The organism is Chryseobacterium gleum (assembly GCF_900636535.1).
GTDB lineage: Bacteria > Bacteroidota > Bacteroidia > Flavobacteriales > Weeksellaceae > Chryseobacterium > Chryseobacterium gleum.
The window spans coordinates 1138188-1151467 of record NZ_LR134289.1 but is presented as its reverse complement, the minus strand read 5'-3'; the positions used below and the strand labels follow the sequence as shown (position 1 = coordinate 1151467).

The 13280-nt window shown below is 37.0% G+C and carries 11 protein-coding genes; 8 read left to right on the top strand and 3 right to left on the bottom strand.

Going from position 1 to position 13280, the window contains the following annotated elements:
- Positions 1–107 precede the first annotated feature (107 nt).
- The 4 genes from EL165_RS05340 to EL165_RS05325 all read left to right on the top strand — a co-directional run bounded on the left by EL165_RS05340 (position 108) and on the right by EL165_RS05325 (position 5032).
- Positions 108–1523: an aminotransferase-like domain-containing protein gene (locus EL165_RS05340; protein ID WP_002978879.1), complete on the top strand. Its 1416-nt coding sequence runs from the start codon at positions 108–110 to the stop codon at positions 1521–1523.
- 296 nt (positions 1524–1819) lie between these two features.
- Complete coding sequence (locus EL165_RS05335) at positions 1820–1996, top strand: histone H1 (protein ID WP_002978882.1); 177 nt, start codon at positions 1820–1822, stop codon at positions 1994–1996.
- 239 nt (positions 1997–2235) lie between these two features.
- Positions 2236–3327 carry a hypothetical protein gene (locus EL165_RS05330; RefSeq protein WP_126358588.1) on the top strand — a complete coding sequence of 364 codons (1092 nt, stop codon included), beginning with the start codon at positions 2236–2238 and terminating at the stop codon, positions 3325–3327.
- A gap of 133 nt (positions 3328–3460) precedes the next feature.
- Entirely contained in the window at positions 3461–5032 is a 1572-nt protein-coding gene (locus tag EL165_RS05325; RefSeq protein ID WP_002978886.1) for a M20/M25/M40 family metallo-hydrolase, read from the top strand.
- 64 nt (positions 5033–5096) lie between these two features.
- On the opposite strand, the gene EL165_RS05320 is transcribed toward EL165_RS05325, so the two are convergent.
- Together EL165_RS05320 and EL165_RS05315 are read right to left on the bottom strand one after the other, a co-directional pair.
- A complete protein-coding gene (locus EL165_RS05320; protein WP_002978888.1) occupies positions 5097–5747 on the bottom strand; it encodes an HAD family hydrolase in 651 nt (216 codons plus the stop codon).
- A 41-nt stretch (positions 5748–5788) separates the two neighbouring features.
- The gene (locus EL165_RS05315; RefSeq protein WP_002978890.1) at positions 5789–7912 is read right to left on the bottom strand and encodes a Tex family protein; all 2124 of its coding nucleotides are present in this window, start codon (positions 7910–7912) and stop codon (positions 5789–5791) included.
- 300 nt (positions 7913–8212) lie between these two features.
- Between EL165_RS05315 and EL165_RS05310 the strand changes: the two genes are divergently transcribed.
- Positions 8213–8890 (top strand): YceI family protein, encoded by a 678-nt coding sequence (locus tag EL165_RS05310; RefSeq protein WP_041461459.1) that lies wholly within the window; start codon positions 8213–8215, stop codon positions 8888–8890.
- An 82-nt stretch (positions 8891–8972) separates the two neighbouring features.
- Here EL165_RS05310 and EL165_RS05305 read toward each other — a convergent pair whose 3' ends face one another.
- Positions 8973–9329, bottom strand: a complete 357-nt coding sequence (locus EL165_RS05305; RefSeq protein ID WP_002978894.1) for a hypothetical protein — start codon at positions 9327–9329, stop codon at positions 8973–8975.
- An 80-nt stretch (positions 9330–9409) separates the two neighbouring features.
- Between EL165_RS05305 and EL165_RS05300 the strand changes: the two genes are divergently transcribed.
- The 3 genes from EL165_RS05300 (at position 9410) to EL165_RS05290 (ending at position 13257) form a co-directional block, all read left to right on the top strand.
- Entirely contained in the window at positions 9410–9664 is a 255-nt protein-coding gene (locus EL165_RS05300) for a DUF1294 domain-containing protein (RefSeq protein ID WP_002978896.1), read from the top strand.
- Positions 9665–9886: 222 nt separating this feature from the next.
- Positions 9887–11692 carry a translational GTPase TypA gene (typA, locus tag EL165_RS05295; RefSeq protein WP_002978898.1) on the top strand — a complete coding sequence of 602 codons (1806 nt, stop codon included), beginning with the start codon at positions 9887–9889 and terminating at the stop codon, positions 11690–11692.
- Between the two features lie 245 nt (positions 11693–11937).
- Positions 11938–13257, top strand: a complete 1320-nt coding sequence (locus tag EL165_RS05290) for a DcaP family trimeric outer membrane transporter (protein WP_002978900.1) — start codon at positions 11938–11940, stop codon at positions 13255–13257.
- Positions 13258–13280: the final 23 nt, after the last annotated feature.

The window sequence follows — 13280 nt, the reverse complement described above, 5'->3', positions numbered from 1 at the left end:
TTTATTCAAAATTATAAGATTAATCTATTTAAAAAGGATACAGTTTGCTAAAATATAATCGGTACAGAAGGATATTTTTATAAATTTGTTCAGTACAGTTGAAATGTATGATGGAACCCTATAAGTACGAAGTTTTTGCAGCTGCAATAGAGGAACAGATACGCAATGGAATTTTACAGGAAAATGACAGGCTTCCGTCTGTTCGTGAGATTAAGAGAAAATACAAGCTGAGTACAAGTTCTGTACAAAGGGGATTTGAATATCTTATGATCAAAGGACTGATCAGGAGCAATCCACGATCCGGATATTTTGTCAGGAGAATTCAGGATGAAAATATCCCTGAAGTGAAAACAAAATTCCCGGCGGTCGTGAGAGACGAAGTGTTCATGAAAAACATAATGCTGACTTCCAAAAGAACTTCCGAATCCAGCTCTTTTAATACGGCAGTGCCCGGTGATCTGCTGATTCCACAGAAGCTTATCCTGAGAACGATGCAGGAAGTTATTCGTGAAAAAGGAGCATCTCTTCTCAGATATTATCCTTCAAATGGCCTGGAAGCATTAAGGAAGCATATTGCAAAAAAAATGGGCACTTATGACTGTACCTTAAATCCTGATGAAATCATTATCACTGATGGTGCTTTGCAGGCTCTTACCATTGCTTTAAAATCGGCTGTAAAAGCCGGTGATGTGGTAGCCGTTGACAGTCCTTGTGTGTTTTCTGTACTCGAAGTAATTGCCCATCTGGAACTGAAAGTGATAGAGATTCCTGTACATTATAAAGGAGGCTTTGATACTGAATTCTTCAGAAAAGCTTGTAAGGAAAATAATATCCGTACTCTGGTTGTTACTCCGAATTTTCACAACCCTACAGGAGTGCTGATGAATGATGAAACAAAAAAAGAAATTCTAACTATTGCAGAAGCTCATCAGTTGTATATTATTGAGAATGACATGTATTCTGATCTATATTTTGGCGATCAAAGACCACGCAGTATAAAAAGCTTTGATACGAAAGGTCAGGTCATGATCTACTCCTCATTTTCAAAAACACTTTCGCCGGGAATCCGCCTGGGCTGGCTGTATGCCGGTGATTTGTATGCAAGAGCTGAAAGAGTGAGGTTTGCTTTGGGACGTTCTGTTTCTCCGGTATATCAGGAGTTGGTGTTGAAACTGCTCCAGGGAAACAGCTATGAAAGACATCTTCAGTCCTTCCGGAAAAAACTTAATCAGCAGGCTGCTGAGGTATTGGAAGCTGTAAGGAATTCTTTTCCTGAAAACTCTTATTTTCACAGACCACAGGGAGGTTACAGTATTTGGGGACAGCTTCCGGAAAGTACAGATATAAAAAGGTTTTACGACTATTGTGAGCGACACCGGATTTTATTTACTCCCGGAGATACCTTTTCTTTTATGGACAGATATCATTACCATTTCAGGATTATTTTTGCAGAAAGAATTACTTCAGAAAGTATTGTTTTGCTGGAAAGTGCAGGCACAAAGGCAAAAGAATTGCAGATTTAAGAACATTAAGTTTGTAAAGGTAAATCCAAAGATTTTATAAGTAAGACCTGTCAAACGGAGTGGTCTTGATTTTATTCGTTTCTCTTTGATTTTTAATGGTTTAATTGAATATTAAATTATACTCTATATTATGCCCGGTCAGATGCTTGATTTCTACAATACTTGATTTTCATTTTAAAAATTAAATTGAAATTAAGAAAGACTCAAAAAAAATTATAAAATCCGCTATTTTTTTTCAGCACAATTAGGCTGGAATCACCATAAAACCTATATTTGCAGCCTAAATTTTTAAATAAATGAAAGAACTAATTGAAAAAATCAACGCAGAATTTGAAGCGTTCACAACTGAGGCAAACCAACAAGCGGAAAAAGGAAACAAGGCTGCTGGTACAAGAGCTCGTAAAGCAGCTTTAGAACTAAGCAAACTGTTCAAAGAATTCAGAAAAGTTTCTGTAGAAGAAGCTAAGAAATAATTCACCTTTAACCGGCTTTTGAAGCCGGTTTTTTTATATCTGTATTTTCCTGATCACTTTCGATCCTATCATACCTTTATGTTGATACTTTTTAAATCCAATGTTAATTTATTTTGTTTGAATACATACCATTTATATAATTTGTATTTTAGAAACATCAATGATGGTATATTATGAAATATTTTTATCTGCTGTTTATTCTCTTTTTTAATTTTTTTTCAGGGCAGAAATTAAAAATTGTGGATGCAGAAAACGGGAAGCCTATTTTCAATGCAAGAATTCTTTTACAAAATCAGATTGTTTATACCAATGAAGATGGTTTTGCACCGGTTGAACAAGGCGCTGTGAACTTTGAAATTTCTGCTTCCGGTTTCCAAAAGACAATAGTTCATGAATTTCATTCTGTTATTAAACTAAAGCGGGTTTATAAAAAAATTGATGAGGTAAAACTAGCAAAAATCGATATCAGAAAACTCTTTGAAGACGTGAGTGATAATTATAGAAAAAGATATTACAGTGATCCATCTCTATATGACGTAATCTACAAAGAAAAAAAGAGTGATAATAATAAGCTTTATTTTTTAGTAATTGCGGAGACTAAATTGTGGAGTAAGGCCAATTATTACAACCATAATAAATCCTATGATAAGAACCTGCAAATGCAGTTAAATAATGTGAAAAGCTTTAAAAATGTAAAGTCGGACAGTATTTTTACCGCAGGATTAAAAGAATTTTCTGAAGAATATATGGGGAATTTTTTTTTCAATTTTGAATTAACACGGGTGCTGGCTCATTTAAAAAATAAAGATTCAAAATATTCAGGATGGATGATCTTCGAAGAAGGCAATGAACAATTGGTTACCTTTAGTATTAAATCGGGATTGGGAATTGAAATGGAAGGCGAATTTAAATTTAATAAAGCAGATAAAGTAATTACCTATTTTGAGATCCATTATTTACAGGATCAATATCCGATGATGAAAAGAAAAACAGGTGAGGGGGAAGAATATGATTATCAACTGGGAAATGCAATACTTGTTTTCGATTTTTATAAAAATGATGGAATGTATGTTCCTGCGATGAGCAGACTTGAAGGGAATAAATATGTTGCATATTACAAAGGGGTTAAACATGAAAGGAAGAGCAGTAGGGAACTTATATACAATACATTTAAAAAATCAGAAGAAAAAGGACTTGTCCCTAAAGTGGATTTTACTAAAAATATTTGGGATAATGTTCAGGTGAAAGAAAATAAAAATAATACAATTTTACTTTCCAGGGAAGAGCAAGCTTTTATCGATAGGAAATTACCTGATTTTGGATCCAAATAGCAGAAATATTTCTAATTATATTCTTTATCAATTTAATTTATTATATAAAAAACTCTTTAAACTATATTGTTTAAAGAGTTTTTTGCTTTCATTTCCCCAATTTCTGCTATCTTTAAACCAATCAATATATATTATGAGGATAAATAGATTTTTTGCAGTGCCTGCAGTAGTGCTGGCTGCCCAGTTTTCATGGGCTCAGATAAAGGTTGACCCCAAAGAAAGGTTAGACTCTGTCGTAAAAAGTTTTGTAGATGAAGTAAATAATAATTCCCAGCTGGAAAATCTGGCTTATGAACTGCTGGACGGTATCGGGCCACGCCTTGTGGGAACTCCGGAAATGCTTGCCGCAAATGAATGGAGTGCCAACAAGCTTCGTTCGTGGGGAGTGGATGCCAATCTTCAGCAGTTTGGAACCTGGAAAGGATGGCAAAGAGGAACAACGCATGTTGATATGACCTATCCGCGGGTAAAATCTCTTGCAGCAACACAGCTGGCGTGGAGTCCGGCAACTAAAAAAGCGGTTGAGGCAGAAGTGATTATTCTTCCGAAAGTATCTTCCAAAGCAGAATTTGACCAATGGCTTCCTTCTGTGAAGGGCAAAATAGTCCTGATGGCACAATATCAGAAAATCGGACGCTCTGATGAGCAGATCAAAGAATTTGCTACTCCTGAGCTGTATGAAAAGCTTAAGGCAGAAAGAGAACAGGCTGCCAAAGACTTTACAGCGTATGTAAAAAATATAGGATATGATAACAACAGCCTTCCTGAAGCGTTAGAAAAAGCAGGTGCAGCAGGCATTGCCATTTCTAACTGGACCGGCATCATGGGGGCTAACAGAATATTTGGCGCAAAAACATCCAAGATTCCAATGATCGATATTGATGTGGAAGACTATGGAATGCTTTACAGGATGGCGGAAAAAGGAGGGAAGCCTAAAATTAAAATTGATGCCCAGTCAAAAATACTTCCTGAAGCCAAAAGTTTTAATACGATCGGGATGATCAAAGGAAAAGAAAAGCCTGATGAATATGTTATTCTTTCTGCTCACCTTGATTCATGGGATGGCGCCCAGGGCGCTACAGATAACGGAACCGGAACGATCACGATGCTTGAGGCAATGAGGATTCTGAAAAAATACTATCCTAACAATAAAAGAACGATTGTCATTGGACTTTGGGGAAGTGAAGAGCAGGGACTGAACGGTTCAAGAGGTTTTGTTGCAGATAATCCTCAGATTATAAAAGGAGTACAGGCTGCTTTTAATCAGGATAACGGTACCGGCCGTGTGGTAAATATCAGCGGTCAGGGATTTGTAAAAGCTTATGATTATATCGGAAGATGGCTTGATGGCGTTCCTAAAGCAGTGAAGACCCATATTAAAACAGACTTCCCTGGAATGCCTGGCGGCGGTGGATCGGATCATGCTTCTTTTGTGGCAGCAGGAGTACCGGGATTTTCTTTAGGTTCTCTGAACTGGGGCTACTTCGGATATACATGGCACACTACAAAAGATACCTATGATAAAATTGTTTTTGACGAGGTAAAAAATAATGTGATCTTAACGGCCGCATTAGCGTATATGGCTTCTGAAGATCCGGAATTCATGAACAGAGAGAAGAGAGCAATGCCTCAGGATGATAAAGGGGAAACAGTAAAATGGCCGGAAGTAAAAGAACCAAGAAGAAGTTCTAAGGATTATAAATAATAATTTTTCTTCTTTGAAAAAATCAAGGCTGCCTAAAAGGTAGCCTTGATTTTGATATATAATCTTATCTTGCAATATCAGAAATATGAACCTTTAAATCTGGAAATGTAAGAATGGATGGCTCATAAAGAGATTCAGCTAACTTTCCAAAACCATATTCACAGAAAACAAATGGAAGTCCATTAGCCCTTGCTGAATCATAATCGGTTTGTGTATCACCTATGTATACAGAATCTTCAATGGATAGCTGATTTCTTTCCATAAGAAGCTTGATATTGTCAGCCTTTGGCTTTTGAGTTCGCCCATGGGATTCAAAATCTGTAAACAGATCATTGAATTGATAATATTCTAAAAAAGATTCAATATAACCGTCCTGGCAGTTACTTACAATAAAAAGAGAATGAGTACTGGAAAGGCTTTTCAATGTAGCTTCCACACCGTCATATAAAATTCCGCCTTGTATACGCAGGATTTTATTTTCTTCGGCTACGATCTCAGAAAGAAGCTCCCGTATCTGAAGGTCCGAAATTCCCGGAACAATATCTTTGATAATATCGTGAGCTAATAAACCCATGTACTGATCCATGTCTTCGGGTTTTATTTCTCTTTGAATCAACTGACGTTTACCCAATACCTTATTCCATATTTTGATGATCGTCGCTCTGGGATCCCATAATGTGCCATCCAGGTCGAAAACTAAGTTCTTTGTGTCCAAAATAAAAATTTTGTGTTTATACTTTAATCTGCAGCAGCTATTTACAAAATCATACTCAGCTGCACTCTTTTTCTTGCCTCATCCACTTCGGTTACCTTTACACGAACATGCTGGTGAAGCTTTACTACTTCATTGACATCGGAAACAAATCCGTCTTTCAGCTGGGAAATATGAACCAGTCCGCTTTCTTTAATTCCAAGATCTACAAAACATCCGAAGGCTGTAATATTATTGACAATTCCAGGAAGAATCATACCGGCTTTTAAATCTTTAATGCTTTTAACATTTGGATCGAATTCAAATACTTTGGCGGCCTTTCTTGGATCCAGTCCCGGTTTTTCAAGTTCTTTTAAAATATCCTTAATTCCTAAAATCCCGATCTCTTCCGTGATATAGTTTTCCGGTTTTACCAGAGCTATTTTTTCCTTATTGGCAATCAGTTCATTGGTTTTAATCCCTAAATCTTTGGCCATTTTCTCAACAATTCCATAAGCTTCGGGGTGTACAGCAGAATTATCCAGCGGATTTCTGGCATTCTTAATCCTTACAAAAGCTGCTGCCTGCTGGAAAGCTTTATCTCCAAGCCTCGGAACTTTTTTAAGCTGCTTTCTGTCTTCAAACGCTCCGTTTTCAGTACGGTAATTAACTATATTTTCAGCCATTTTTTCCCCGATCCCGGAAACGTAGCTTAGAAGTGATTTGCTGGCAGTATTGAGATTAATTCCTACAGAATTTACACATTTCATCACAGTAGAATCCAGCTCGTTTTTTAATTGGGTCTGATCCACATCATGCTGATATTGCCCCACACCTATAGATTTGGCGTCAATTTTCACCAGTTCTGCCAGCGGATCAGAGAGTCTCCTCCCGATGGAAACGGCACCGCGAACGGTCACATCATAGGAAGGAAACTCGTCTCTTGCAATTTTACTTGCAGAGTACACTGATGCTCCGGCTTCAGAAACCACGAAAACCTGCAAAGGCTTATCAAAAGCAATTTTTTTAATAAAAAACTCTGTTTCACGGCTTGCTGTTCCATTACCAATTGAAATGGCTTCAATATTATAGGCATTTACCATAGAACGAATTTTTTTCATGGCCATTCCGCTTTCGTTCTGTGGAGCATGAGGGTAAATGGTTTCGTTGTGCAGCAAGTCACCTTTTTCATCCAGACATACTACTTTGCAGCCGCTTCGGTATCCAGGATCTATTGCAAGGATTCTTTTCTCTCCCAAAGGTGGAGCCAGAAGCAACTGGCTCAAGTTTTCAGAGAAGATTTCGATTGCTTTTTTGTCTGCCTTTTCTTTGGCTTCCTGCAGGGTTTCATTAGAAATGGCAGGCTCAAGAAGTCTTTTATAACTGTCTTTTATGGCCAGCGAAATCTGGTCCGAACTTTCATTATTTGATTTAATAATTGCTTTTTCAATAAAATCAATCGCCTCTTCTTTGTCTATTCCTACATTCGTTTTGACGAAGCCTTCCGCTTCAGCTCTCAACATGGCCAGAAGTCTGTGGGAGGGAGTTCTGTTAAGGCTTTCTTCCCATTCAAAATACTGGGAGAATTTCTGTGCTTCCTCTTCATCTTTTTTAGCCTTTACAACTTTTGAAGTAATAACTGCCTTACGCTGAAATAATCTGCGGAGATTTTTACGCACATACATATTTTCATTAATCCATTCTGCCATAATATCCCTGGCTCCCTGAAGTGCTTCTTCTTCGGATGTAACTTCGCTGCTGAGGTATTTTGATGCCAGAAACTGCACATCATTATTCTTTTGACTCATGATAATTCTGGCCAAAGGTTCAAGCCCTTTTTCCTTAGCGGCATCAGCTTTGGTTTTTTTACGTTTTTTGAAAGGTAAATAAAGATCTTCCAGCTCCTGGATGTCAAAGCTTTCCTCTATTCTCTGTCGAAGTTCAGGCGTTAAAGAGTTCTGTTCTTTAATAGATTTTAAAATAGATTCCTTTCTTTTAACAATCTCTTCAAACTGCCTGCTTATTTTTGAAATCTGTTCGATTTGTGTTTCATCAAGATTTCCGGTTTTATCTTTCCGGTAACGGGAAATAAAAGGAATGGTGCAGTCTTCTGCTAATAGTTGTAAAGTATTGTTGATGCTCTTTTCAGAAATATTCAGCTGTTTCTGGATAAATTCTACGGTCGTCATTGTTCTGTTTTCGTAGGGCTAAAATAGGGTTTTGGGATGAAAAAATATAAACACAGGATGTATTAATCTTTTATTCCCTCCTTATTTTTCACCAGTTCACTGCAATAAGCCCTTTAAATATCTGTTAATAATATTCAATTTTTGCTACGATTCGCAATCTGGAAAAGGTTTTCAGGAAAAGGATTTATCATAATATAAAAATACCACATTTCTTGATGTATGATAAGGTGCCTCCCAATAGGTTTTTCTATTTTTGTACCCGAAAACAACAAAATTCAAACTTTTTTAAAACAGTTCAATATGAAAAAAATTAGCGTAATTGCATTAGTTGGAGTAGGATTGCTTTTAGCATCATGTAATAAAGGAAAATCGGCAGAATCTGCAGCTACAGCTCAGGAGCAGGCGGTAGCAGAAAGCAAAGGTGAAACTCTTGCTGTGGATACAGTAGCTTCAGTAGTAAACTGGAAAGCATTCCATAAAGGAGGTATGGCACCTCGTTGGGGAACTCTTACAGTAAAATCAGGAGACATCAGTGTTGATGCAGGTCAGGTTGCAGCAGGAAACTTTATTATCGATATGAATTCTATTAAAGTAGATCCGGCTTCAGTAACTGAGAAAGATAAAAAGCCGGCAGATCTTGAGGCTCACCTTAAAAATCCTGATTTCTTTGATGTAGCGAAAAACCCTACTTCAGATTTTAAGATTACAAGTGTTACAGATCTGAAAGAAGCGCCAAAAGATGCAGTAGCAGGAGCTAATAAAACAGTAAGCGGAAACCTTACATTATCTGGAAAAACAATGAATGTAACTTTCCCTGCCAAAGTAGATGTTACTGAAAACTCAGCAGCTATTCAGGCTAAATTCACTGTAAACAGAGCAGATTGGGGAATCAAATTCGGTACTTCAGAAGCAGATCCTGCAGAATGGATGATCAGCAAAGATATCGAGATTGCAATTGATGTAAAAGCTAAAAAATAAGTTATTCAACTTTAATAAATAACGGGCTGCCTTGATAAAAGGCAGCTCTTTTATTTCTGTGAATTCTCTCAAAAGAAAAAAGCTAATTCAAAATCTCAGAATTTTGAATTCTCACGCAATATTCACTTCCAAGATATAAGGGATTGCCATGCTTTTCTGACCAGAATCCATCCAGGATATTCTTATTCAGACAGCGGTAAACAGCCACTCCTTTGTAGATTTTATTATCTTCACCTTCATAATTGAAGTTAATTACTAAAATCTGATCTTTATAAAATCCGGTACCATTTTGTATATGATCACCAATAATCCATTGGGCAATGATGCGGTTGTTCTCATCAAGGGTTAGGGTTAATATACCATGATATGTTGGCAGGGAAGATTCTTCCTGATTACTTCCCTCAATAGAATAGCTTCCCGCAAGATCCTGTACTGTCATTGATTTTATTTTTAGGAAGTGCAAATTTATAAAATCCTGTTCTGAAATTAAACTCTACTTTTGCAGCAAATTAATTTAAAATGATTCCTTTTCTTTTTGTCATCAATCTGATTGCATTTGGAACTTTTGGCTTTGATAAGTGGCAGGCTAAAAAACATCAATGGAGAATTTCAGAAAATACTCTTTTAGGAATTTCGCTTTTGGGTGGAATTCTGGGAGCGGCTTCCGGAATGATTCTTTTCAATCATAAAGTTTCCAAAAAATCATTTCTGGTGAAATTTATATTGGTGGTTTTAATTGATCTGGTTTTGTTTTACCGATTGATGAGACATTGATATAAAAAGTATTAAGATGATTTCGAAAAACAGATATTCATAAAATCAATGTTGTGTTTATTCTGCTTATAAATTTGTCACCAAATCATTTTAAATGACGTTTTTTGGACATTCTTTTTTTATAGTTCTATGAGTAAGCATTTTAAACAAAATATTAAATATTTAGAGAACTAAATAGTTTTTCATTAAAAATCACTACTTTTGCACCCGTAAAAATCTTTTATGCAAAACATTAGAAATATTGCGATTATCGCACACGTTGACCACGGAAAAACGACTTTGGTTGACAAGATCATTCACGCTACCAACATTTTCAGAGAAAATCAGGAGAGTGGGGAGTTAATTATGGATAATAACGATCTTGAAAGAGAAAGAGGGATCACGATTTTATCCAAGAATATTTCTGTTACTTATAAAGACACAAAAATTAACGTAATTGATACTCCTGGTCACGCCGATTTCGGAGGAGAAGTAGAAAGAGTATTAAAAATGGCTGATGGGGTTATTTTGTTGGTGGATGCGTTCGAAGGACCAATGCCACAAACAAGATTCGTACTTCAGAAAGCTTTGGAATTAGGATTAAGACCATTAGTAGTTATCAATAAAGTAGATAAACCAAACTGCCGTCCGGACGAAGTTCACGATCAGGTATTTGATTTATTCTTCAACCTTGAGGCTACTGAAGAACAGTTGGATTTCCCAACATTCTACGGTTCTTCTAAGCAGGGTTGGTTCAACACTTCATTAGAACAAACTGAAGATATTTTACCATTACTTGACGGAATTTTACAATATGTTCCTGCTCCTACTGTAACTGAAGGGAACCTTCAGATGCAGATCACTTCCCTTGATTACTCTTCTTTCTTAGGAAGAATTGCAATCGGAAAAGTGACAAGAGGAGAGATTAAGGAATCTCAATGGATCGGTCTTGCTCAGGCAGACGGTAAAATTGTTAAAGGAAAAGTAAAAGAGCTTTACGTTTTTGAAGGATTAGGAAAGAAAAAAGTAACAGAAGTACAGGCAGGTGATATCTGTGCTGTAGTAGGTTTTGATGCTTTCCAGATCGGAGATTCTTTCGTAGATCTTGAAAATCCTGAGCCATTGGAAAGAACTGCAATTGATGAGCCTACATTGAACATGACGTTCTCTATCAACAATTCACCTTTCTTTGGTAAAGATGGTAAATACGTTACTTCAAACCACCTTAAAGAAAGATTAACTAAGGAATTAGAGAAAAACCTTGCATTAAGAGTTCAGCAGACTGATGATGCAAATACTTTCCTTGTATTTGGTAGAGGTATTCTTCACTTATCAGTTTTGATCGAAACCATGAGAAGAGAAGGTTACGAAATGACAATTGGCCAGCCACAGGTTATCCTGAGAGAAATTGACGGAGTAAGCTGTGAGCCTTATGAATCTTTAGTAGTAGACGTTCCTGAAGAATTTGCTTCAAGAGTTATCGATTTGGCTACACAAAGAAAAGGTGATCTTCACATCATGGAAACTAAAGGAGAAATGCAGCATATGGAGTTCGAAATTCCTTCAAGAGGATTGATCGGATTACGTTCTCAGATGTTGACAGCTACTGCCGGTGAAGCTATTATGGCACACCGTTTCACAGAATACAAGCCTTTCAAAGGAGCTATTCCGGGAAGAAACAATGGTGTATTGATCAGCAAAACTACAGGTCCGGCTACAGAATACTCAATCAACAAACTACAGGATAGAGGTAAATTCTTCGTTGATCCGGGTGAGGAAATCTACACAGGAATGATCGTTGGAGAACAGAACAAGCCTGGAGATTTGGTAGTAAATATCGTAGAAGCAAAACAGCTGAACAACATGCGTGCTGCCGGAAAAGATAAGGATACAGGAGTTGCTCCGAAAATCTTATTCTCACTGGAAGAATGTATGGAATACATCCAGGCTGATGAAGCTATTGAGGTTACTCCGAATTTCATCAGAATGAGAAAGAAAATCCTTTCTGAAGAAGAAAGAAAAAGAGTAGAAAGATCTGCAAAAGCATAAGAAATTCTTGCTATATATCCAAAAGCCCCGAAATTTTCGGGGCTTTTGTTTTTTTAAGGCCATATTGTCAAATTGTTGAATGAATATTTTACATTTTTATTCCAATTATATATTATTTTTTAAATATTTATCATTTATATTTTTATTCTTATGGGGATAATTTATCTTTTTTCTGAATTTAGCTAACGAACGATTGTTAGTTTTCGAATTTATTGTATGTTTGAGAATAACTAAACACACATCTAATGAGAAAAATTCTATCCTTATCTTATTTATTATGGTTCTTATCAGTATGTCCATTGTCAGCACAGAATGAAACTAAAACTGATACATTATCCTCAGCTCAAACAACAACTCTTTCCAAAAGTAGACATGAAAAGCTGGTCGACTTAGACTTTTATGGATTTATCAGGAACGATGCTTTTTATGATACAAGGCAAAACATTGGTGCCGGTGAAAATCTGGTTCCGCTTTATCCAAAAGACAAGTTAACCGATATATATGGAAAAGATATTAACAATGCACCGAAATTTCATATGCTTTCAGTGCTTTCAAGAGTCGGGATTAATGCAAAAGGACCAGAAGTTTTAGGCTCAAAGACGGCAGCCATTTTGGAAGCCGAATTCTTTGGTTCAACAGAAGCAGGGATCAATGAACTGAGATTACGGCATGCCTATGTTACCTTTGATTGGGATAAAACACAATTGGGAATTGGGCAGTACTTGCATCCGATGGTTGTTTTAGATTGTTTGCCTAATGTGGTAAACTATGGTACAGGTGCCCCCATATTTGCTCTGAATAGAAATCCTCAGATAAGACTTACCCAAAAAATAGGATCTAAATTTAAAGTAATTGCCGCTGTTAATGCGCAACGTGATTTTACCCCCAATACTTCTCCGTACAGAGACAGCGGCTTGCCATCTTCACATCTCCAGCTTCAATATAAATCAGAAAAACTGGTTGCCGGAATGGCAGGACAGTATGAGGTTTTGAAACCCCAACTTTCTTCCGGTACACCTCCGGTAGCTAATGATAACCGTTTGGAAAGTTTTACTACAATGGCATATGCAAAGGTCATTACAAAGCCATTAACGATCAGTGCTTCAGTTATGTTGTCCCAGAATTCAGCTTCCATGGTAATGCTCGGCGGGTTTGTAGGGTATTCTGCCCCTAAAGAACCGGATATTTTTCATACAATGAATACCAGAAGTGCATGGATTGATTTTCAGCAGACTACGGATAAGAAATTCTTATTTGGGCTTTTTGGAGGAATCGTGAAAAATAGGGGAACCCGGGAAACCGTAGAGGGAAGAACTGCGAATGCTTATGGCGTTACGGCCTCCTGGGGGGCAATATCCGCAACATCTGGGGGCAGGAGTGTAGATCATCTATGGCGCGTGGTCCCGCGTGTAGACTGGTCACTCAGTAAAGCCATCAAGCTCAGATTTGAAGTAGAAAATACAGTAGCTGTTTGGGGAGATGCCCAAAGCAGTGGACGGGGAATTGGAAATGAGTACACAGCAATAAATAACCGTTTTCATCTTGCTACTTTCTTTATGTTTTAGATTCTGTTTAAACAAATAAAAAA